This window comes from Pseudomonas sp. W5-36 (assembly GCF_046540455.1).
GTDB classification, from domain to species: Bacteria; Pseudomonadota; Gammaproteobacteria; order Pseudomonadales; family Pseudomonadaceae; genus Aquipseudomonas; species Aquipseudomonas graminis_B.
This window is the reverse complement of sequence record NZ_JAXCIQ010000025.1, coordinates 1-22,692: the sequence shown is the minus strand read 5'-3', so window position 1 is coordinate 22,692 and position 22,692 is coordinate 1. Positions and strand designations below refer to the sequence as shown.

At 59.5% G+C, this 22,692-nt stretch carries 16 protein-coding genes, 2 rRNA genes and 1 pseudogene; 15 read left to right on the top strand and 4 right to left on the bottom strand.

The window, feature by feature from the left end; all coding sequences use genetic code 11:
* Positions 1–135: 135 nt before the first annotated feature.
* The 3 genes and pseudogenes from SLW74_RS25355 (at position 136) to SLW74_RS25345 (ending at position 4,917) form a co-directional block, all read left to right on the top strand.
* Positions 136–1,804, top strand: a pseudogene (locus tag SLW74_RS25355) (molecular chaperone HscC).
* Between the two features lie 20 nt (positions 1,805–1,824).
* Positions 1,825–3,621 carry a J domain-containing protein gene (locus SLW74_RS25350; RefSeq protein ID WP_410930481.1) on the top strand — a complete coding sequence of 599 codons (1,797 nt, stop codon included), beginning with the start codon at positions 1,825–1,827 and terminating at the stop codon, positions 3,619–3,621.
* Positions 3,622–3,786: 165 nt separating this feature from the next.
* Positions 3,787–4,917 (top strand): mechanosensitive ion channel domain-containing protein, encoded by a 1,131-nt coding sequence (locus SLW74_RS25345; protein ID WP_410930480.1) that lies wholly within the window; start codon positions 3,787–3,789, stop codon positions 4,915–4,917.
* Positions 4,918–5,059: 142 nt separating this feature from the next.
* Here SLW74_RS25345 and SLW74_RS25340 read toward each other — a convergent pair whose 3' ends face one another.
* A complete protein-coding gene (locus tag SLW74_RS25340; RefSeq protein ID WP_369320001.1) occupies positions 5,060–6,547 on the bottom strand; it encodes a YdgA family protein in 1,488 nt (495 codons plus the stop codon).
* A gap of 215 nt (positions 6,548–6,762) precedes the next feature.
* On the opposite strand from SLW74_RS25340, the gene SLW74_RS25335 reads away from it, so the two are divergent.
* On the top strand, positions 6,763–7,455 hold the full coding sequence (locus SLW74_RS25335) for an HAD-IA family hydrolase (protein WP_410930479.1): 693 nt from the start codon (positions 6,763–6,765) through the stop codon (positions 7,453–7,455).
* A 164-nt stretch (positions 7,456–7,619) separates the two neighbouring features.
* On the opposite strand, the gene SLW74_RS25330 is transcribed toward SLW74_RS25335, so the two are convergent.
* On the bottom strand, positions 7,620–8,585 hold the full coding sequence (locus tag SLW74_RS25330) for a LysR family transcriptional regulator (RefSeq protein WP_410930478.1): 966 nt from the start codon (positions 8,583–8,585) through the stop codon (positions 7,620–7,622).
* 304 nt (positions 8,586–8,889) lie between these two features.
* Here SLW74_RS25330 and SLW74_RS25325 point away from each other — a divergent pair, with 304 nt between their 5' ends.
* The 11 genes from SLW74_RS25325 (at position 8,890) to SLW74_RS25275 (ending at position 22,285) form a co-directional block, all read left to right on the top strand.
* Positions 8,890–9,768 carry an amino acid ABC transporter permease gene (locus tag SLW74_RS25325; RefSeq protein ID WP_065990922.1) on the top strand — a complete coding sequence of 293 codons (879 nt, stop codon included), beginning with the start codon at positions 8,890–8,892 and terminating at the stop codon, positions 9,766–9,768.
* Positions 9,769–9,789: 21 nt separating this feature from the next.
* On the top strand, positions 9,790–10,554 hold the full coding sequence (locus tag SLW74_RS25320; RefSeq protein ID WP_065990920.1) for an amino acid ABC transporter ATP-binding protein: 765 nt from the start codon (positions 9,790–9,792) through the stop codon (positions 10,552–10,554).
* 22 nt (positions 10,555–10,576) lie between these two features.
* Positions 10,577–11,398: an ABC transporter substrate-binding protein gene (locus SLW74_RS25315; protein ID WP_192135834.1), complete on the top strand. Its 822-nt coding sequence runs from the start codon at positions 10,577–10,579 to the stop codon at positions 11,396–11,398.
* A gap of 139 nt (positions 11,399–11,537) precedes the next feature.
* Positions 11,538–12,722, top strand: a complete 1,185-nt coding sequence (locus tag SLW74_RS25310) for an MFS transporter (protein ID WP_065990916.1) — start codon at positions 11,538–11,540, stop codon at positions 12,720–12,722.
* A gap of 172 nt (positions 12,723–12,894) precedes the next feature.
* Positions 12,895–13,899 carry an aldo/keto reductase gene (locus SLW74_RS25305; RefSeq protein ID WP_065990914.1) on the top strand — a complete coding sequence of 335 codons (1,005 nt, stop codon included), beginning with the start codon at positions 12,895–12,897 and terminating at the stop codon, positions 13,897–13,899.
* 226 nt (positions 13,900–14,125) lie between these two features.
* Positions 14,126–14,869, top strand: coding sequence for a GntR family transcriptional regulator (locus SLW74_RS25300; protein ID WP_410930477.1), 744 nt, complete (start codon positions 14,126–14,128; stop codon positions 14,867–14,869).
* A gap of 178 nt (positions 14,870–15,047) precedes the next feature.
* Complete coding sequence (locus SLW74_RS25295) at positions 15,048–15,776, top strand: thioesterase II family protein (RefSeq protein WP_244160396.1); 729 nt, start codon at positions 15,048–15,050, stop codon at positions 15,774–15,776.
* 741 nt (positions 15,777–16,517) lie between these two features.
* Complete coding sequence (locus SLW74_RS25290; RefSeq protein WP_369319997.1) at positions 16,518–17,297, top strand: DUF3050 domain-containing protein; 780 nt, start codon at positions 16,518–16,520, stop codon at positions 17,295–17,297.
* 49 nt (positions 17,298–17,346) lie between these two features.
* Positions 17,347–18,291, top strand: coding sequence for a diiron oxygenase (locus SLW74_RS25285; RefSeq protein WP_065990907.1), 945 nt, complete (start codon positions 17,347–17,349; stop codon positions 18,289–18,291).
* Positions 18,288–21,740 carry a non-ribosomal peptide synthetase gene (locus SLW74_RS25280; RefSeq protein WP_410930476.1) on the top strand — a complete coding sequence of 1,151 codons (3,453 nt, stop codon included), beginning with the start codon at positions 18,288–18,290 and terminating at the stop codon, positions 21,738–21,740. Before SLW74_RS25285 ends, SLW74_RS25280 begins: the two co-directional genes overlap by 4 nt.
* 41 nt (positions 21,741–21,781) lie before the next feature.
* A complete protein-coding gene (locus SLW74_RS25275) occupies positions 21,782–22,285 on the top strand; it encodes an SRPBCC family protein (protein ID WP_410930475.1) in 504 nt (167 codons plus the stop codon).
* Between the two features lie 83 nt (positions 22,286–22,368).
* On the opposite strand, the gene rrf (SLW74_RS25270) is transcribed toward SLW74_RS25275, so the two are convergent.
* Positions 22,369–22,484, bottom strand: a 5S ribosomal RNA gene (gene rrf, locus SLW74_RS25270).
* 107 nt (positions 22,485–22,591) lie between these two features.
* A 5S ribosomal RNA gene (gene rrf, locus SLW74_RS25265) occupies positions 22,592–22,692 on the bottom strand; the annotation flags it as partial.

Below are 22,692 nucleotides of genomic sequence, written 5' to 3'. Positions count from 1 at the left end.
CATCCCGACGAACCCCCTCCAGCGCAGCACCCTTGACCTAAAGCCGCGCAGCCTTTCGCCGATACTTTTTACCTACAGCGTCATTTTCATTTAATCGGACAGTCACACAGCAGTCCCGCAAGGAGCACGTTCGGCATGATCGTCGGTATAGATCTCGGCACCACCAACAGCCTGGTCGCCGTCTGGCGCGATGGCGGCACGCAATTGGTCAGCAACGCGCTGGGTGAGCTGTTGACGCCCAGCGTCGTCGGGCTGGACGACGACGGACAGGTGTTAGTGGGCAAGGCCGCGCAGGAGCGGCTTCAAACTCATCCGGGCACAACCACGGCGCTGTTCAAGCGGCACATGGGCAGCGCGCATGAAGTCAAGCTCGGCGCGCGCAAATATCGTCCGGAAGAGCTGTCCGCGCTGGTGCTGAAAAGCCTGAAGGCTGACGTCGAGCGGGCGTTCGGCGAGCCGGTGACGGAAGCGGTGATCAGCGTGCCTGCGTATTTCAGCGATGCGCAGCGCAAGGCGACCAAGGTGGCCGGCGAGCTGGCGGGCTTGAAGGTCGAGAAACTCATCAATGAACCGACTGCCGCAGCGCTGGCCTACGGGCTGCATCAGAAAGAAGGCGAGACCTCGTTTCTGGTGTTTGACCTGGGCGGAGGCACCTTCGATGTGTCGATCCTTGAACTGTTCGACGGCGTGATGGAAGTGCGCGCCAGCGCCGGGGATAACTTCCTCGGCGGGGAGGACTTCGACAACGTGCTGCTTGAGCACTTCGTGGCGCTGCACAAACAGGAGGTCGAATTTCCAGCCGCATTGACGGTGAGGCAATCCCTTCGTCGCGAAGCCGAGCGCGTGCGTAAAGCGCTAGGGCAGGAAGCGAGTGTTGATTTCGTGCTGCGTCATGCCGATCGCGAATGGCGCAAGCCGGTGACCCAAGAGCAACTGGTCGAGCTGTACGCTCCCCTGCTGGACCGTCTGCGCGCGCCGATCGAACGAGCGCTGCGTGACGCGCGCATCCGTGTCGCCGATCTGGATGAAATCCTGCTGGTGGGCGGCACCACGCGCATGCCGCTGATCCGCAAGCTGACCGCCAGCCTGTTCGGGCGCTTCCCTTCCATCACGCTCAACCCTGACGAAGTGGTCGCTCAAGGCGCGCGACTCGGCGCTGGAAGAAGTGGTGCTGACGGATGTGTGTCCTTACACGCTGGGCATCGAAACCACCCAGCGCATCGGCGAGCATTTCGAGAGCGGCCATTACCTGCCGATTATCGAGCGCAACACGGTCGTGCCGGTAAGCCGGGTCAGGACCGTCAGCACCCTCAGCGATCATCAGCAATTCGTCATTGTGAAGATCTTTCAGGGCGAGAGCCGCAAGGTTAAGGACAACGTGGCCTTGGGCGAACTTGAGATCAAGGTGCCGCGCCGGCCCGCCGGTGAAGTCGACCTGGACGTGCGGTTTACTTACGACAACAACGGCATTCTCGAAGCCGACGTGCGCATTCCGATGACAGGGGAAGCGCACACGCTGGTGATCGAAAACAACCCAGGGGTGCTGACGCCTGCCGAGATTCAAGAGCGCCTCAAAGCGCTCGACTCGTTGAAGACGCATCCTCGCGAGCAGCAGGTCAACACGCACATGACGGCAAAGCTCGAGCGCCTGTATCAGGAGTACCTGGGTGAAGCGCGCGAGATGGTTGGGGCATGGGCCAGCCAGTTTCAGCACGTGCTGGAAACGCAGGATGAGCGGCAGATCAGCGAGGTGCGCAAGCGGCTAAGCGAGCAGGTCGAACGCTTCGAGCGAGGGGAATGGTAGGCGACATGAACCCTTGGACTTTGCTGGGCCTGAGCGACGATGCCGATGAGCGGACCGTCAAACGTCACTATGCAAAACTGCTGAAGGTCACTCGGCCGGACGAAGACCCGAAGGCCTTTCAGCGGTTACGAGAAGCCTACGAGCGCGCGATTGAGTTGGCGCGAAACCGTGCTGAAGATGATGATGATGACCACTCGCCTACGGTGACTTTGAGTCTTGCGTCGGAGCTTTCGGCGCAGCCCGTGACGTCTGCGCACAATTCGGGCGATCTCGTACATCCGGCACAGGATGCCGACGCCCTGGCGCGGCAGGCTGCACGCCTGCTGGTTGAAGAAACCACCGCAGAAAACCTGCCGCATCAGCATCAGCGCGCGGTGGAACAAGGCTGCGATTTGCCCTTCCAGCAACGCTTGCTTGATCGGTGCCTGGAAGCAGATTCGTCCGACTGCGATCTGCTCAAAGCCGCCGTCGACCACTTGCAATGGCTGACGCCGTGGCAGTCTTTGCGCATCAGCGCAGACCGGGAAATCCAGCTGACACAGCGATTGCTGGACAGCGAAGGCGCGCGGCTCGAACACGCGTTGGCCGAAGGCAAAGAGCGCCAGTTTCTTGCGGCCTTGCAGGAGCTCGCTCAGCAACCCTGGCTGGCCTCTCTGGAACGCCGCGATCAATTGCAGCGCTGGGCGATGTTCTTCCTGCACAACTACAAAGGCTGGACGGCTGCGCTGTTCGACAGGGTCTGCGAACTTTTTGCGTGGGATGACCGCAAGGGCGTGTTTCCCGAGCCGGAATTTATCTGGCGAAATTTGATCGAGCGATGCGAGAAGTACGCCTACATTGAACATTGGCAGCGCCTGCTGGCGGGCGGCAAGACTGACAGCGTTGAAGAGAAGGCCGCGCGGCTGGTGCTCCAGCCCGGCCGCAAGGTTGATCGGCTGCGACTGGCAAGATTCTGCAGCGCGGATGTGTGGATCGCCTGCGAGCAGCTGTGCTCGACGATCAACAATCGCTATCCCGAAATGCTAGAGGTTTTCCCCGAAGCGGATCTGCAGGGCTGGAGAACCTTACAGGTTGATCCGATGAACCCGGCTGTCTGGACGTGGATCGGCTGGGTGCTTTTCACGGCTCTCTTCATGATCCCGAACGAGATGATGAAGGGCGAGCTGGACGGGGTAAAGGCGGCGGTGATGTTGCTGATGTATCCGCTTTTCATGACCGGCCTGTGCCGAATCGCCATGCGCGCCTGGCGCCCGGTGTGTCTGGCCATCGAAGAAGCTGATGAATGGATCAGCGACCTGCTGCTTCCGGAGTGGCTGCATTGGCCCGCGTCGCAGGCACTCGTCGTTCGGCACGGCGTGCCGCTGGTGCTGATCGGGGTGCTCCTCTCGTCCCAAGGACCTGCCGCGCAACTGTGCTATACGCTGCTGATGCTGGCCTGGATCTTTCTATCCCCCTACCGCCACCCGCAAATTTACGCCCCGATTCGCCAAGCGGTAAGAAGGTTCCTGCACGTAAACGCGCGCAAAATTTTCATGTCGATCATCGTCATAGCGGCCTCTGCGATCTACATGAGTCTCCACCCGATTGCACCGAACCCGGTGCAAACCTCCGGATCCGGACACGTTGCGAAAGCACTCCCCGGCCAGCTCGACTGCAGCAGCGAGCAGGCCATGGAACTGATGGATAAGGAGTGCAGAAACGCGGTGCTGCCACAGCGCTGCGCGAGCTATACGCGAGAGCAGAAGATCAGCCAGTGCTGGCGGCTTCGGACCCGGTTGCAGCGTGAGCTGGACATTCAGACGGCGCCGGGCCATTAGCCTGGACTGGCCAGACCATTCGACATGGAGTAAACGTGTCGGATGCTCTGGCTCGCTGATTGCAGCCCGTCACGATTTCTACGGCGGCGGGCGGATCGGGGAACATTGAGCGCTGAGGGAGCTCACACCTCTTGCCTTTGAACCGTCCTGTTGGTGACCCCCTCTATGGAACACGTACTCCCGGAAGCCTGGCTGAACGCACTGCCGTTGCCCTGGCTCAACACCTTGGTGGCCGCCGCCTTCGCGATTTGCATCGCACTGTTGGGACGCTGGATCGCATTGGTGTTGCTCCGTCGCGTCGCCAAGTCGTTCGTCTTCGCCCAGCAGCTCATTCACCGCGCCGAACCGCCGACCTTGTGGCTGATCCCGCTGCTGGCCCTGCAAACCGTGTGGACGTCTGCGCCTGATGATCTGATGTTGATCAAGGGTGTTCGGCATTTGAACGGCATGCTGGTGGTGGCCGGGTTCACCTGGCTGGCGTTGAGTTGCGTGAAAGCCATTGGCGAAGCGGTCGCGATCCGAAACCCGCTGGACATCGAGGACAACCTGCAAGCCCGCCGGATTCAGACGCAAGTGCGGGTGCTGGTGCGCTGCCTGAATGTGCTGGTGTTGTTGTTCGGTACCGGGCTGATTCTGATGAGCTTCCCGCCGGTGCGTCAGATCGGCACCAGTCTGCTGGCGTCGGCAGGGCTTGCGGGATTGGCCGCCGGTTTCGCCGCCAAGCCGGTGCTGGGTAACTTGATCGCGGGTTTGCAAATCGCGATATCCCAGCCGATTCGCCTGGATGACGTGGTGATCGTTGAGGGCGAGTGGGGTCGCATTGAAGAGATTAGCGGCACGTACGTGGTGCTGAAGATCTGGGATGAGCGGCGGATGGTGATTCCGTTGCAGTACTTCATCGAGAAGCCCTTCCAGAACTGGACGCGCAGCACGTCGAGCCTGATTGGCTCGGTGTTTCTGTGGGTGGATTACGCGTTGCCACTGGAAGAATTTCGCGAGGAGGCGGAGCGAATCTGCAAGGAAATCCCGCATCTGTGGGATGGCCGCGTCTGCGTGCTGCAGGTCACGGACACCACCGACAAGGCGATGCAGTTGCGGGTGTTGTTGAGCTCGGCGGACTCATCGCGCAGTTGGGATGCGCGATGCCACATGCGCGAGCGGCTGATCAGTTTCGTTGCCCGGCAATATCCGCAGTGCCTGCCTCAGCTGCGTGCGGAGATGTCTTCGCGCACCGTTCAGCCGGAACGCGAAGGCCACGAAGCGCCCACGGAAATCGCGCGCCAGCCGCCAGTCTGAACACCTTATGGGAGCGAACTTGCCCGCGAAGGCGGTGTTGCTACCCCCAGAGGTTCTGGGGATACGCCGGCCTCTTCGTGAGCAAGCTCACTCCCACAAAAAACAGACGCCGTAGCGCTCAGATGGAAGCCACGCTGCCCACTCACTGCCCGCCGCTGAACATCACAAACTTGCCCATCATCATTGCGGCAAACTGTTGCGCCGGCATCTTCACGCCGTTGAAGTCCACCACGTCGTTGGCGTAGTGCAGGCTGGACACGATGTTGTCGCCATCGACCTTGCCCATTTGCAACATGACCGCCATGCCGCCTACCGAATCCGCTGCGCCCTGCGCCTGCTGCGCGATGGCGGCGGGGTCGGTCAGACCGGCAGACTTGGCGCGCAGTGCGGCCAGATCCTTGATCATCGGCTTGGAGAGCACCAGCTTGGCGTCCAGCTGGGTCAGCAGCTGCTTGAGCAATTCCGCGCCGGGTTGATCGAGTGCCGAAGGATTGGCCAAGTCCATCGACAGGCTGAACTGGCTCTCGCCGCTGGCTGTTTTCAGTGAAAGCTTTTCCAGCTCGATGTGCGGCTTGGCACTCAGCAACTTGCTGACTTCAGCCTGCACCAAGGCCTGATCAGCCGGGCTCAAATGTGGCGTGTAGGCTTCACCCACCGCCGCGGCGGCCTGGGCTTGAGGCTGCACTTTCTCCTGATAGATCTTCATCAGTGCCTGGGTTGAGGCGATGTCGAAATTGCCGAACTTCCAGAGCATCTGCATGGCGCCAACGTCATTGCCATTGAAGCTGACGTTGCCGATGTCGTAGGTCACCTGCGCATTCAGGTTGCCTTCCACTTCCTGCAACAGGCTGGTGTTGACGAAGTCCTTGAACTGAATGGCCGGCTGGCCCGCCGCCTGGAACGTGGCCGAGGCGATTTTCGCGTCGGTGTGGCCCAGGTAGAAACCCGATTTGCCTTTTGTGCCACCGGTGTTGAAGGTGAAATCCTTGAGAGTCAGATGCACCGGGCCTTCTTCGGAGGTGGCGGTGACGTCGACGCTGCCCAGCACACCGTTGGCCTCAAGCTTCTGGCCATCGCCCGAGCCGGAGGCATTCACGGTGAAACCGGAAAACTTGAACGCGCCGGTCTGATCGGTGAATTCAAACGGCAGCAAGTCCACCCGGCCCAATGCGGCGCGGTCGTAGCCCATGCTGAAGTGGCCGGTCAGCGGCGGCTGGCCGTTGGTCATGGCAAACCATTTCTCGGAGAAAGCGTTCTTCTCAATCTGCACGTTGCTGGCGGCCATTACCGGCAGCAGTTGCAGCGATTTCACGCGGCTCCACGGCAATGGCCCGTGCTCGATGTTGTCGACAAACAGCAGCTCGACCGGCTTGCCCTCATTGAATTGGGGGTCCTGGATATTCAGCTTGTAGTGCGCGGTGCTGGTGAAGAAGTGACGGTCAAGGGAAAGGAGCTCAACACTCGCCTTGCCTTCATGCCCGACGAACGCGGCTTGAAGCTGCTGATTGCCTTGCTGGATGGCGTCGTTGAGCGCGCCCTCCAGCCGTTTTCCGGTGTACCAGGCGCCAGCGGTAACGAGGACGCCCGCAACCACAATGACGCCTACGGCGATGTTGACTGATTTTTTCATGTGTCGACTCGAAGATGTCCGTTCTTGAAGAGAGGTCTTGCCTTCCTTGACCCCGGAGGGTTTCGGCGCCACACAGAGCGGCCGTGCAGCACCTTGCGCTGCCGAGAGCCCGGCGAGATTAGCACTTGGCGAGGACGTTTTGCAGCCGTTGCGCCTAGCCACGACGTTCGCCGAGGCGTTAGGCTGGACGCCAATTTGCTAAGGGAATCGATGAGATGAGCGACGTGCAAAAGCCCAAGGGTCCGGTCAAGGCGGTGATTTTCGACATGGACGGCCTGCTGCTGGACACCGAAGGCATCTACACCGAAGTGACCGACACCATCGCCAAGTGGCACGGCAGGACGTTCGACTGGGCGGTGAAACAGCACTCCATTGGCCGCGGCTCCCAGGATTTCGCCGAGTACGTGATCAGCGCGCTTGAGCTGCCGATGTCTCCCGAGGAGTTCCTGACCGTTCGCCAGCCGATGCTGGACGAGCGCTTCCCGCACGCCGTGCCGATGCGTGGCGCCGAGGCACTGGTGCGTCACCTCGCCGAGCACAACATCCCCATCGCGGTGGGCACCAGTTCTTCCCTTCACTACTTCCACGTGAAAACGAGCAATCACCGCGCCTGGTTCGAGCTGTTCAAGGACGTGGTGACGGCAGATCACGCCGAGGTCACCGCGGCCAAGCCTGCGCCGGATATCTTCCTGGCTGCGGCGCGCCACCTGGGCGTGGACCCGAAGGATTGTCTGGTGTTTGAAGACTCGCCTTTCGGCGTCACCGCTGCCAAGACCGCAGGGATGTATGCCGTGGCGGTGCCTGACTCGCACATGCCGGTCGAGCAATATGCGCACGCTGATCTGGTATTGGGCTCGCTGACGGAGTTTCCGCTGGAAGATTGGGGTTTGCCGGGCTTTGCCCGCTGATCACGCTGTAGGCGCAGGACCGCGCTTGCTCGCGATGAGGCCGGCACATCCGCTAGGTCGCAGGCGTTCGAAAGGGCGCCTTCGCGAGCAAGCTCACTCCCACAGGGACGGTGTTTGCTGCGCGCCACCGGGCTTACGTTCGCGGCAATTGCGTGACATTTACGCTACACCCCAACCCTTAAATCCACCCCCAACGCCCGAGCGAACGCCTTGACCAGCGGGCTCCGGGGGGCGTTGTGCCTCAGGATGAGGTTGACGGGCGTTTGTAGAAAGATCAGGTCGGGGCGCAGGGCGCGGAGTTGGCCGTCGCGGATCAGATTGCGCGCATAGTGTTCGGGGAGAAAGCCGATGAAGCGCCCGGTCAGGATCATCATGGCGACGGCCTCGACTTGGGAGGCGGAGGCGCACTGGCTGTCGGAATTGACGAAGCTCGCCTTGTCGCGATGGATCGCATAGCGGTGATTCACGATGTCGAATGCGCGCAGGCTGTCGATGCTCAGGGCACCGTCGTCCGCCTCGAACAGCGGATGCCCCACTGCGCAATACGCGTGGGAGGTCTCTTCGTACAACTGGAAATAATCAAACTCTTCGCGCCGCTGATACACCGGCACGATGCCAAGACTCACCCGTCCTTCGACCATGGCACGCTCGACTTCATCCAGTTGAGACGCTTGCAGGCGCAGTCTGACTTTGGGCGCTTCATCGCGCATTAGTCTAAGTGCGGCAATGAGCGGCGAACTTTTATCGGTCAGGGTGTTATCAATTACGCCGATACTCAAATCGCCAATCAACTCATTCTGCGCAGAACTAATCCGGTCGCGAAAACTGTCCACAGACGCGAACAATTCGATCGCCGCCTGATAGACCAGCTTGCCCTCTTCAGTGAGATGAAACCCTTCCCGGCCTCGTGTACAGAGGCGCATGCCGATGCGGATTTCAAGGTCCGAAATCTGCTTGCTGATGGCTGCAAGGCCCACATTCAGCTCATTCTGGGCGGCGCTGAAGCCACCCGCCTCGACCACGGCCTGAAACACCCGCAACAGCTTGAAGTCCATTCCGCTGAGAGTAAGAGGCGGGCGTATTCCCGGTTTAGGCGGCACGTTTCCAGAATTGGAAAGTGGAGTTTCCATAATGCTTATTGACCTCGCCTATTGGATTCAACAGGCTCTGACTCACAACAAAAACGTGCCCGGTTGATAATAATGAACACAGAAAAACCCGATTGGCAACCGCGCACGCGGTACTCCGCAACATAGGTCTAAAGCGGATCCAACATTAAATAACCTGACACTTTGATCAGGACTTTCAATTAGTAACTGCCCTCTATCCAGGACGATTCAATGCTGCAGCGGCGGGCCTACGTCGGGGCGGGGAGGCTGGGTAGGGTTGCCCAGATCAGGCAGGCGCGGTCTGCACACAGCTTCGGAGAGACACATGAATCAGAATCAGGCGGAGCAGCTGCAAGCCGAGCGCAGGAAGACCGAAAACGCGTTCGACATCACCCAGTACGAACACGTCCCACGCCGCTATTACGGGCGCATTTTCTTCGCGACCCTCATCATCGTTGCCCTCGCCGGCCTGGCCCGTGCGTTTGCCAACGGGCAGATCGAGTGGGGTTATATCGGCCAGTTCCTCACGTCCGAGGCCATTCTTTGGGGTCTGCTGAACACGATCATCATGTCGATTCTGGCGATGGTCCTCGGGGTGGTGATCGGCGTGATCACGGCCATCATGCGCATGTCGGCGAACCCGATTTTGCGTTACGTCGCGATCACCTACACCTGGCTGTTTCGTGGCACGCCGCTGATCTTGCAGTTGCTGCTGTGGTTTAACCTGGCGCTCATCTTCCCGGTCATCGGCATTCCCGGTGTGTTCGAGATCGATACGGTCAGCCTGATGACACCTTTCGTTGCCGCGCTACTGGGCCTGAGCATCAATCAGGGCGCGTACACCGCCGAGGTCGTGCGCGCAGGCTTGCTGTCCGTAGACACCGGCCAGTACGAGGCCGCCAAATCCATCGGCATGCCGCGCCTGCAGGCGCTGCGTCGGGTGATCCTGCCCCAGGCGATGCGCGTGATCATCCCGCCGGTTGGCAACGAATTCATCAGCATGGTGAAGATGACCAGCCTTGCCAGCGTCATCCAGTATTCCGAATTGCTGCACAACGCGCAGAACATCTACTACGCCAACGCCCGGGTCATGGAGCTGCTGATCGTCGCGGGGATCTGGTACCTGGCGGTGGTGACTGTCCTGTCGTTCGGTCAAAGCCGGCTGGAGCTGCGCTTCGCCCGCGGCGCCGGCAAGCGTTCGTAAGTCAGGCCCAGGAGAATCAGCATGAGAAACATCGTCAAAGCCGTCGGCCTGAACAAATACTACGACCAGTTCCACGCCTTAAAAGACGTCAGCATTGAAGTCGAACAAGGCGAAGTCCTGTGCATCATCGGGCCCTCGGGCTCGGGCAAGAGCACCCTGCTGCGGTGCGTCAATCAGCTCGAAAAAATCGACAAGGGCGGTTTGTGGGTCGACGGCGAACTGGTGGGCTACCGCATCGTCGGCAACAAACTGCACGAACTGACAGATGCTCAGATCGCCCGTCAGCGTTTGAGCACCGGCATGGTGTTTCAGCGCTTCAATCTCTTCCCGCACATGACCGCGTTGCAGAACGTGATCGAAGGCCCGATCCAGGTGCTCAAGCGTTCGCCCAAAGAGGCCAACGAAGAAGCCACCGAGCTGCTGGCCCGCGTCGGACTGGCGGACAAGCGCCATTCCTATCCCGTGGAGCTCTCCGGCGGCCAGCAACAGCGTGTCGCGATCGCGCGCGCATTGGCGATGCGGCCCAAGCTGATGCTGTTCGACGAACCCACTTCCGCCCTCGATCCGGAGTTGGTGGGCGAAGTGTTGTCGGTCATGCGTGACCTGGCGCACAGCGGCATGACCATGATCGTCGTGACACACGAACTCGGTTTTGCCCGCGAAGTTTCCAACCGGATGGTGTTCATGGACGGCGGCCAGATTGTGGAGGCCGGCACCCCGGAAGACATTCTAATAAGCCCACAAAATCCAAGAACCCAAAGCTTCATTTCTGCCGTTCGCACTTAAACCAGAACAAACGAGAACGACCATGAAAAAGATCCTCATCCCCAGTTTGCTCGCCGGCCTGATGGCGTCCGCGTCAGTGTTCGCCGCGCTGCCCGCCAGCCTCAAGGAAAAGGGCGAAATCACCGCCGCCATCGTGCCGAATTACCCGCCGATGGACTTCAAAGACACCAGCACCAACACGCTGACCGGCCTGGACGTGGATCTCGGCAACGCCCTGGCCGAGCGCCTTGGCGTCAAGATCAAATGGCAGGAGACCGCCTTCGAGCAAATGGTCAGCGGCCTGGTCACCAGGCGCTTCGATATCATTCTGTCGGGCATGACCGACACGGCCGAGCGGCAGAAGTCGGTGACGTTCATCGACTATTTCGCCAGCGGGCCGCAGCTGTACACGCTGACCAAAAACGCCGATCTGAATGAGCCCGCCGATTTGTGCGGGAAAAAAGTCGGCACCAGCCGCCGCACCACCTGGCCTGCGGAAATCGCGGGGTGGAGCAAGGAAAACTGCGAAGCGAAAGGCAAGCCGGCGATCATCGTCAGTGGCTCGGAAGGCTCGGCCGATGCTCGCGCGCAACTGCGTCAGGGCCGGCTTGACGCCGCGATGCAGGGCAGCGAAACCATTCCATACCTGATGTCCCAAGAGAAGGACACCTACAAGCCGCTCGGTCTGGCGATCTCGAAACAGTTCACCGGCCTGGGCGTCAGCAAGTCCAATCCTGAACTGGCGGCGGCCATCGCTGAAGCGATGCAGGCCATGGTCGACGACGGCACCTATGGCAAGATTTTGAAAAAATGGGAGCTGGAACAGGGCGCGGTGACCAAGGTCGGGATGAATCAGGGTAAGTAACAGGCGATCAAGCCAGCCCCGTCAGGGATGACTCGTCGTCTAGAATGCGGCGCTGTCGGGCAGCGTTTGTGGGAGCACCACCCCGGTCGCTCCCACAATGGGTCTGCTCCGAGGCTTGAACAAGGACGGAAAAACAACAGTGACCACCTACTCCCTCGTCATCCGCCGCTTGATGGTCTGCTCGTTGACCATCGTCATGAGCCGGGCGATGACCAGCCCGCTGCTGACGCTGTTCCTGAGCACAAGGCTGGGGCTCAATCAGCAAGACGTCGGGTTGCTGATGGGCATCGCGGTGTTCATCGCCACGCTGCTGGGCCTGTACGGTGGCTACATCATCGACCGGCTGGAAAAGCGCAAGTTGCTGATCCTGGCGATGCTGTCCAGTGCCGTCGGCTTCGCCCTGCTGACCTTCGCCCACAACGTCTATCTGACGACCCTCACGCTGGTGATCACTGAGACGGCCTCGGCGCTGTTCCTGATCGGCTCCAAAGCAATCATCAGCGAAAACCTGCCCATCGGGCAGCGTGCGAGGGTTTTCTCGCTGCGCTATACCCTCACCAACATTGGCTACGCCACCGGCCCGATGCTCGGCGTGGTCATTGCCGGGCACCTGCCACTGGCGCCGTTTTTCATCGCCAGTGCGATAGCGTTCTGCAGTCTTTTCCTGATGCTGGGCATACCGCGCACAGTCCCGGATACCGAGCACCCACCGCGCAGCTTTCTCGACACCCTGGTCACGCTGAAAAACGACCGCACGCTGATTCTGTTCACGGGCGGCAGCTTGCTCAGCACCATCGTGCATGGCCGGTATACGTTGTACCTGTCGCAGTTTCTGCTGGTCACGCACACGGCGGAACAGGCGCTGAAAATCCTGTCAGCCGTATTGGCGTGCAACGCGTTAACGGTCATTTTGATGCAGTACCAGATCGGCCGCTTTCTCAAACGCGAGCAGTTGCCGTACTGGATTTGCCTTGGCACCGCATTGTTTGCGATCGGCCTTGTCGGCTTCAGCTTTGCCGAAACAACCCTGGCCTGGTGCGCCGCAATGTTCGTTTTTACGTTGGGCGAGATGATCATCTATCCCGCCGAATACCTGTTCGTCGACACCATCGCACCGGATCACCTTCGCGGCAGTTACTTGGGTGCGCAGAATCTGGCGGCCTTCGGCGGAGCGTTAAGCCCGGTGATCTGCGGCTACTTATTGATCAACAGCCCCGCGCCGACCATGTTTTATGTCTTGGCGTGCCTGACCGCCATGGGCGGCACACTGTGCTTCCTGGCCGGGCGCCACGCGAAGCTCACTCACGCTGACCTCTCCCTCTGACGCCGTGCTCGGCCACCCGCGGCTCGTCAATTTGTCACTTTTCAAAACCCGCCCAAACAGGTGAGTATGTCCGGCCTAGAGCTGTCGGTCTGATCGGTCTTTACGAGACCCCTTGCAAGCCTGTCCCAGACTGTCCTGATTTCCACTTCCCTGACGAAAAGGATATCGAGCAATGAAATACCGCACCCTTGGCCAATCCGGCCTCCAGGTTTCAACGCTGACACTGGGCTCCATGATGTTCGGCGTGCAGACCGGCACCGAAGAATCCCTGCGCATCATCGACAAGGCCTGGGATGAAGGCGTCAACTTCATCGACACGGCCAACGTCTACAACGCCGGCCGGTCTGAAGAAATCGTCGGGGAGGCCATCGCCAGACGTCGCAGCGAGTGGGTTCTCGCCACCAAAGTCGGCAGCAGCTCGGGCAATACTGCACCGAACGCCAGCGGCCTGAATCGCAAGCACATCTTCAATGAAATCGAATCCAGCCTGCGTCGTCTCGACACCGATTACATCGATATCCATTACCTGCACAAGGAAGACCACAACACGCCACTCGAAGTGACCGTGTCGGCCATTGGCGATCTGATTCGCCAGGGCAAGATCCGGTACTGGGGCGTGTCGAACTTCCGCGGCTGGCGTATCGCGGAGGTGGTGAATGTGGCTCAGCGTCTGGGCGTCGACACACCGGTAATCAGCCAGCCGCTGTACAACATCGTCAACCGTCAGGCCGAGCTGGAGCAGATCACTGCGGCGAAGTTCTATGGTTTGGGCGTCGTGCCCTACAGCCCGCTGGCACGCGGCGTGTTGAGTGGCAAGTACGCACCTGATGTAACGCCAGACAGCAGCACCCGCGCCGGCCGTCAGGACAAGCGCATCCTGGAAACCGAATGGCGTACCGAGTCCTTGCACATTGCCCAGAAACTGCAGGCGTACACCCAGGCCAAAGGCGTGGGGCTGGTGGAATTCGCCATTGCCTGGGTGCTGAACAACCAAGCTGTGACCTCTGCCATTGTCGGGCCACGCACCGAGGACCAATGGGACAGCTACACCAAGGCGCTCAGCGTGAACATCACGGCCGAAGACGAAGCGTTTATCGACTCCCTCGTCACACCCGGGCATGCGTCCACGCCGGGTTTCAATGACGTGCAGCATTTCGTGACGGGCCGCTATATCTGACGCCGTTCGGCCGTGAAGCCAGCCTCGCGTGCCGCAAAGACTTGCGTCACCGAGGCCGGGCAGCCCGTTCCCAATCCCCGATTGATGGCAATACCTCTACGCTCAATCCCTTGTAGAATGCCGCGCCGAGACAGCCCGCTAAACTTGTAGCAAAGTTTGACAAGGCCAGCAGCGGTCTCTAGTGTTTCATTGGATCCAATAACTGTTCAGCTGAAGAAGATCAAGCATGCGCAGGACTGAGAAAGAGCAATTTCTGCGGGAAACCCTGGGTGATGAGCAGCCGCCTGCACATCTGGCGCGTGCCGTCATCGAAGAAAAACTGCGCAGCGCCATTCTTGAAGGACGCCTCCCGGCAGGCATCGCCCTGCGCCAGCAAGAGCTGGCGACACTTTTCGGTGTCAGCCGCATGCCCGTGCGCGAGGCGCTGCGTCAGCTGGAAGCTCAATCGTTGCTGCGCGTCGAGACCCACAAAGGTGCGGTCGTTGCCCCGTTGATCAATGAGGATGCTACGGAGGCCTATGCGTTGCGCATCCTGCTGGAGTCCGAGGCCCTGCGCCAGTCGATCCCGCTGCTGACCGATGAAGACATCAGCATGGCGCGTGGGTACATCGAACAGTTGGAGGTCGAAACCGACTACAGCATCATGGGCACGCTCAACCGCCAGTTCCACATGGCGCTGTATTCCAAGGCGCACAACACACGCCTGCTCAAACTGGTCGAGGACGGCTTGAACGAGGAAGAGCGCTTCTTGCGTTTCAATCTCAAGCAAATGAACCTGGGCAAGGTGTCCCAGCGCGACCACTACGAATTGCTGGAAAAGGCCGGCGCCGGCGATGTGGACGCCACCGTCGAGGCGCTGACTCACCACTTGAATCGTGGTGTTGAAGCCATCAATGCCTACTTGAGCGCCCGTAAGGCGGAAGAGGCAAAACCTGCGGCGGCCTCACGAAAACGTGCCGTCACCCAGTGACATTCGCTGTTTTTTCAACCTTGACCTTGCTCGCCACTGGCTAATCGGCCGATAAGCACAAGGGATCAACGAACGCCGTTCATGACGGCGTATGCGCCGAAGGACCCGGCTCCACGGTTATGACGCCTCTATCAAGGCTCGGGGAAGCTGAGTGCAAGCCGAAAAGAACAAATGGCTGATGGTTGTCAATTCTGGACAACCCGTCAGAACACGCCTGATTTGCTTTCCTCACGTAGGTGGCGATCCGGAGCATTTTCGTGACTGGTCCGAAGGCCTTGGGGATCACATCGAACTGGTAACGCTGCGCCTGCCCGGCCATGGCAGCCGGCTCAAGGAAACGCCCTACGATCAGTGGGCGCCCTTGCTGCAAGACACCTTCCTCGCGTTGCAGCCCTACCTGAGCGAACCCCACGCATTTTATGGCCACAGCTTTGGCGGTCGTGTCGCTTATGAAATGGCCAGGCTGGCGCAGCATCATTACCCGAATCTGACGCGTCACCTGTTCATTTCCGGCTGCCGCAGCCCTGACAGCCGACAACCCTGGCCGTTTTTGCACACGCTGCCGCAGGACGATTTCATTCAAGCGCTGATCAGGCTGGGCGTGCTCCCGAACACGTTCGCCCAGGATAAGAAACGCCTGAAGCTGCTGGAGGCTGTCGTGCGCAGCGACGTAAAGCTGTCTGAAATCTGGTCGCACCGCGCAGACGAGGGCCTGGACATCCCGTTGACCGGTCTGTACGGCAGCGATGATCCGGTCGCCACAGCCGCCAGCATGATGAAGTGGCGGGAGTTCACACGTCGCGAGTTCGAACTGATCGAAGTGCGCGGCACTCATGACTTCCTCAGCTCGCAACGCGACCGCCTGCTGCACATCATCAACACGCACCTCGGCTTGCTGGGCGGCTGAACGGAAACCGCCGCCCACTCCTTCTGCATCGACTCCTTACCCCCTCCCCCTGAAGCCTCCTACGACTAAAAGCCGGCCCTCCCACGCTCGGGCCGCGGCTTATGCACCTATCGTGAAACTTGGTCGTCGTTGACGCGGTGTACCGGTGTGTTCAGGCAAACTCGAACGACGAATCGGTCTGCAGCCGATTCAGGGAAAGCAGTTCTCATGGAGCGGCAAAAGGAGCATTGCCCTGGGCGGAGACATTGAAGTGAAACCCTGAATGTCGCCCAAACCAAAAATTCTCAAAAACTGTATTAACCCGATTAAGCGCAACGCTGAACGAGGTATTCGTTCATTCATTTCAATTCTGGCCTTAATGGGCCGGAAGGGTTGCGCTCGCCCCAATAAAACCTCACTCAGAAGTTTTATTACCGTCTCTCACGCCCGATTTATATAGGCTGTTAATTATATTAAAAAGTATTTGCGGAACCCTTTGAAACTGTTCTAACGTTTTCTGGCCGCCAACGTTTAAGGGCTATTCGCCCACACACGTAGGGCAGCGAGGGCATAGGCCAAGTGCGCATGCCCGATTCCAGCCTGCACGATTGTTGATCACACACGAAATAAGGTTTGCGGCCTTTTATTGCCCGAGATTAACGGGAGTGATGTTATCCGTTGTTTGCACGGCAACTTAAGACGACCACCCGCTGTGGCAATTAAAAGAAATGCTGACACACTTAATCTACCAAGGACGTGAAAATGGACAGTCTCAAACAGCAACTTATTGCAAAAAAATCAGCACTTAGCGCGCACCCTGTTTTTTCCGAAATTAATTCACTGCACGTCCTGCAGCGCTTCATGGAGGTGCATGTGTTCGCGGTCTGGGACTTCATGTCACTCACCAAACGGCTGCAACAGGAACTGACGTGCACCCGGCTGCCCTGGCTGCCACCGCGAGACCCGAAGGCAGCGCGGCTCATCAATGAAATCGTGTTGGGTGAGGAGTCCGACGACCGGCCGGGACGCCACGATCATTACAGCCACTTCGAACTGTATCTGGATGCCATGCGAGAAGTCGGCGCCAGTACGGCCCGCATCGAGCATTTCGTCGAACTGTTGCACGAAGGCATTCACTACAACACCGCGCTCGACAGCGTCGGCGCAGGCCGAGCGGCCACGCACTTCGTCCGCGACACGCTCGACATTGCTTTGAATGCACCGGCGCATTGCGTAGCGGCCGCGTTTCTGCATGGGCGCGAGAGTGTTATCCCGCAGATGTTTCAGCGAATTCTCGACGACTGGGGCATCACGGCCGACAAGGCACCGACCTTTCGCTACTACCTGGAACGCCACATCGAGGTGGACTCCGAAGACCACGGCCCGGCTGCGGAATCATTGCTGGCCAGGCTAGTCGCCGGCAATGAACAGCACCAGCGCGAGGTGTATGCCGCTGCCATTGCCGCCGTTGATAGCCGCATGGCGCTTTGGGACGCCCTGCAACACACCCTGCGTGAGACGGCGCGGGAAGTCAGCGCGTGAGCCCCTCCCGCCTCCGCAACCCAGAAGCCCTCCACACAAGGACGCCATCATGAAAGCCGAAGACTACATGTCATTCGTCGATGCCTGGGAAGGCCGCGCGACGATTCGGACACGCCCGCGCCGCATCGTCGAAAACGACGAAAAACTGATCTACCCGCTCAGCCGCCAGCCATTGGTGCTCAGCGAGACGTTCACCCGTGAATGCGCCCATCTGCGCGATCTGGCGCTGGTGCAGAGCCTGTACAAGTTCATCAACGACGTGGTGATTTTCGAGACTGAAATCGTCGACAAGACCGCGCGAAGCATCGCCAAAGACAACTTCGCAATCCGCTTTCCCTTCGCTTGCCGCTACGACGCCATGACCGTGGTTGTCGATGAGGATTACCACGCACTGGTGGCGATGGACTTCATGCAGCAAACCATCGCACTCACTGGCATCCAGCCAATCCCGTTGCCACAGGAAATCGAACTCAGCAGGGCCATCCCCGCTGCTCTGGCATTGGCGCCAGGCCACTTGCGCAGCGCAGTCGAGCTCATCTGCGTGGCGATTGCCGAGAACACCGTGACCAACGACGTGGCCGCGTTCGCCAAAGACGACACGGTGAAGCAATCCGTCAAAGGCCTCATGGCGGACCACCTGCTCGATGAAGGACGGCACTCCGGTTTCTGGTCGCGCCTCGTCAGGATCTACTGGCACACAGCGCCCGAGCAGGACAAGCAGCTTATCGCGCAGATCCTGCCTGTGTTCATTGCTCAGTATTTGACCAATGACATCCAGAAGTCTTTCGACTTCGTGCTGATCGACAGCTTGCCGGTCGCAGAGCCGATCAAACAGGCGCTGAGGGAAGAAACGCAGGCGATGTGCTTTCCGATCAATCGCCACCATCCGTTGGTGGGCAACATCATGCGTTTCTTTACCTCCAGCTCGATGCTCGATTCCCCCTGCGTCCAGCATGCCCTTGCCGACTATCTACCGGTCGGAGGCTCGCAATGAAGCGCCTGGAGATTGTGCTCATCGGTCATAGCCAGACAATGAGTGAGCTGAGTGCAGAACTGAATGCCCACGGGCATCTGATTCACCACCTGCGCGACGAGGCAACGCTGAAGCTGAGCGCACCGCAGAACGCGTCGATCCTCATCGACGACGGCACGCTGGACCTGCCCGGCGCAGAATTGGGCGTGTTCGAGACAGCCGTTCATCTCGGCCTCCGGGTAGGACTGACACCGGTGAGCGAGCGGGCGCTGCCGGAGCTGGAAATAGTGTGCTGGCTCGGGACGGCTACGGCTCAGCGCTTGATCGCGTGCCATACCGTGGCTGCCACGCTTTCCGGCAACGGACGCGTCTTGCGGGACGCGGCGGTCGCGACGCTGGTGGACAACGTTGCGATGCTGATCAGCCGGTTCTCGCGCGATACCGAGTACTTTGCACGCGCCGAGCGCGTCGACCCGCCGCACAGTGGACGCCAGGAAAGCCTGCTGCAACTGGACCGGTTGGCCTTCGAGCACTGTTTCAACTTTACCGCGGCGCCGGAATTGCTGCGCGTTGCCGAGCAGACGCTGATCGCACGACTGGACCGGAGCTTCAGCCAATTCGCCGGACGCATTGCGCTGAGTATCGACGGCGAGCGCATCAGCTATGACCAACTGCGGGCACACAGCGTCGCGATCCAGACGCAGATACAGGCCATGCGGCCGCACGCATCAGCTGAACCGGTGGTGATTGGCATCTGTATGCCGAAGTCTGCGGCGCTGTTCGCCGGGATCCTCGCCATTCTGGGCAACGGGGCGGTGTATCTACCATTGGACCCCAGCCAGCCTCTGCAGCGTCAGCAGTACATCCTCGAAAACGCACATGCCGTATTACTGCTGCACAATGGCAGCCACCCGCTGGCGGGCGTTGTTGTGCCGGGGCTGGATATCAGCTGCATCGAGATCGTGCCGACGGCGCAGTCGCTGATGCGCTATTGCCCTGAGACCGACGCGCCATGCATGGCGCTGCACACCTCGGGTACGACCGGACACCCGAAAGGCGTAATGCTCAGCCAGCGCAACCTGAGCCACTTCACGGCCTGGTACGCACACTATGTCGAGCTCTCCGAGCACAGCCGGGTACTGCAGTTCTCGACACTGAGTTTCGATTCCTCGGTCATCGACATCTTCCCGACGCTGCTCGGCGGCGCTGAACTGATCGTGGCGAGCGATGACCAGCGTCGTGATCCGCTGCAACTGTCCGAGCTGCTGGATCAGAATCTCAGCCACGCGTTTCTGCCGCCTGCCTTGTTGAGCATCCTGCCGATTGACCGACCGCTGAAGCTCAAGCACTTGTGCACCGGCGGTGATGTCTGCGAGCCCTACGTGATTGAACGCCTGGCAGCGCAATGTCACTTCCATAACCTGTACGGCCCCACTGAGGCCACCGTGCTGATCACTGCCGGCCAGTTTCAACTCGGCGGCAGCAACCGCAACCTGGGTCGCCCGATTGCTAACAGCCAGGTCCTGATTCTCGACGAGGACATGCAGCCTGTCGCGGACCAGACGCCCGGCGAGCTCTACATCGTCGGTCCGGGCGTGTGCCTGGGTTACATCAACAACCCTGAGCTCACCGATGACCGCTATGTGCATGTCACTCTGGGTGATGGCCAAAGTATTCGGGCTTACCGAACCGGGGACATCGGCAAATGGACGAGCGAAGGCATCGAGCTGTCCGGGCGACGTGACAACCAAGTGAAGATCCGTGGATTCAGGGTCGAGCCTGAGGAGATCGAGCACTGCCTGCGCGACAGCCAGCTGTACCGCCAAGTCGCGGTAGTGATTGACGACCAGCGACGCATCCTGGCTTTTCTCGCGCAACCGCACGGCGCAGAACCGGACGCCGCTCGGCGTTTGCTCAAGGACCATGTCGCCGCTATGTTGCCCGACTATATGCGGCCGACCGCCTACACGGAGTTGGCGAGCATGCCGTTTGCCAGCAACGGGAAGGTTGATCGCAAGGCACTGTTGCAGTTGCCCGTGAACATGCTTGAGCAAGCGCCGCGTCGTTTACCCGATAGCGAAAGCGAGAGGCTGCTCCTGACCTTGTGGGCGGACCTGCTGGAACTTCCGCCCGGCGAAATCTCGACCGACGAGAGCTTCTTCAATTTGGGTGGCCACTCGATTCTGTTGTCGCAGATGCTGCTGGGTATCCGCGAACGGTTCGGCCGCAGCATCCCTATCAATCGCTTCATCGAGGCGCCAACGCTGACCAATCTGGCGTCACTGCTCGACAGCGACGGCACCACCTCATGGACCGTCAGCCCGCAAGCGTTCCTGGATGGTTCGGCGCCCTTCGAGCTGCCCGTACTGCCGGTGGAGCGCATGGGCGACGTGCACAAAGTCATCGTCACCGGCGCCAATGGTTTTCTCGGCGTTCACATCGTCCAAGCGCTGTTGGCCTGGGGCGCAACCGAGGTTGCCTGTCTGGTGCGCGAAAGCGCAGGGATGACCGCGCAGGATCGCTTTATTCAGGCACTGCGCGAAAACCGTCTTGAGCATCTGGATCTGGCGCGAGTACGGGTCTATGCCGCCGACGTCACACGGCCACAGCTTGGATTGAGCAACGAGGTGTACGAGCGGCTTGATCGCGAGTTTGGCGCGCTGGTGCATAACGCCGCCAACGTCAACCACGTCCAGGATTACGAGACCCTGGCCAAAGATAACGTCGAGCCCATCTTCGAATGCCTGAAGCTGTGCGAAGGGCGCAGCAAGAAGGTGTTCAACTTCGTATCGACGCTGTCTGCCTCAAGCGCCGTCGGGGCTGACGGTCGCGTCCTCGAAGCGCCTGCTGCCGAGACACCGCCCATCTACATCAAGAACGGCTACAACCTGTCCAAGTGGGTCGCCGAGCGCATCCTGCAGCAAGCCAGGGGGCGAGGCGCGTGGGTAAACATCTACCGGCCCGGCAATATCGCGTTCAATAGCACGACGGGGGTCTGCCAGCCGCACAAAAACCGCTTGATGCTGATGCTCAAGGGTTCGATGCAACTGGGCCAGGTCCCGGACTTCTCCATGACCTTCGATTTGATGCCTGTCGACTTCCTCGCCCGATTCATCGGCTTCCACGCCAGTCGTTACCAGCCATCTCATGCAGTCTTCAACCTCCATAACCCGGAGCCATTGAGCTGGAGCAATTACGTCAGCGCGTTCCGTGAAGCGGGCAGTGATTTCGAAATGGTCAGCGTCAGTGAATGGCAAACCCAGTTGAAACGGGTTAACAGCGAGAACGCTTTATTCGGCGTGCTCGGTTTTTATCTCGACGGGTTGGAGGAAGACATCGGAGACATATCAATGATCGCGTATCAGAACGCCCATGCGGGTGTTCAACGGATGGGCGAATGCTACCCCTCAAAAACCCCGGCGCTGCTTCGCAAGGGCTGCGATTACCTGAAAGAGATTGCTTTCATCTGATACACCCCAACGCAACATCCCCTTTAGTTATGGAGAACAACATGGACGCTATTCAGCTGCTCAACACCCTTGGCTCCCTGTCGCCCGATACGCTGATTACCAATCCTGGCGGGGAACCGGTGGTGTCTGCTATCTCGATAAACGCACCGGCGCGTGAGGTCTGGAAGGTCGTGGGCGATTTCGGTGGTTTCACTCAATTCATTCCGGAGCTTGCGAGCATCGAAGTGATTGGTAACGGTCCTGGCTCAGTCCGTTACAAGAAATTCAAGGAAGGTGGTCTGGTGGTTATCGAACAACTCAATTCGTACGACGATGACGCGATGGCTATGACATGGACAACCATCTACAACAACCTAGGCGTCAGCAAGCTCTGGGCCTCAATGACGGTTGTCCCCAAGGACAGTGTCAGCTGCGTTGCTACTTGGGCGATCATTGCCGAGCCTGTGGACAACGGCTCGACGAGCGTTGAGGGCTTCAGAGAGTTTTTGCAGGGCTTTGCTGATGGTGCGATGAAGAACGTGCCAGGAGCCGTGATGTCCTCATAGCAGAAGCCTGCGGAGCTTCAGTGCCAGTGGCCTAAACGACAAAACCCCAGTCTGCGTAAGCAGACTGGGGTTTCGGAATTCAATCTTGACGATGACCTACTCTCACATGGGGAAACCCCACACTACCATCGGCGATGCACCGTTTCACTGCTGAGTTCGGGATGGGATCAGGTGGTTCCAGCACTCTATGGTCGTCAAGAAATTCTGTAGCCGACCCGTTACTGACGTAACGTTCCAGCGAAAATGTATGACCTTCACTTAAAACAAAACCCCACCTGCTTTCGCAAATGGGGTTCTGGAATTTAATCTTGACGATGACCTACTCTCACATGGGGAAACCCCACACTACCATCGGCGATGCATCGTTTCACTGCTGAGTTCGGGATGGGATCAGGTGGTTCCAACGC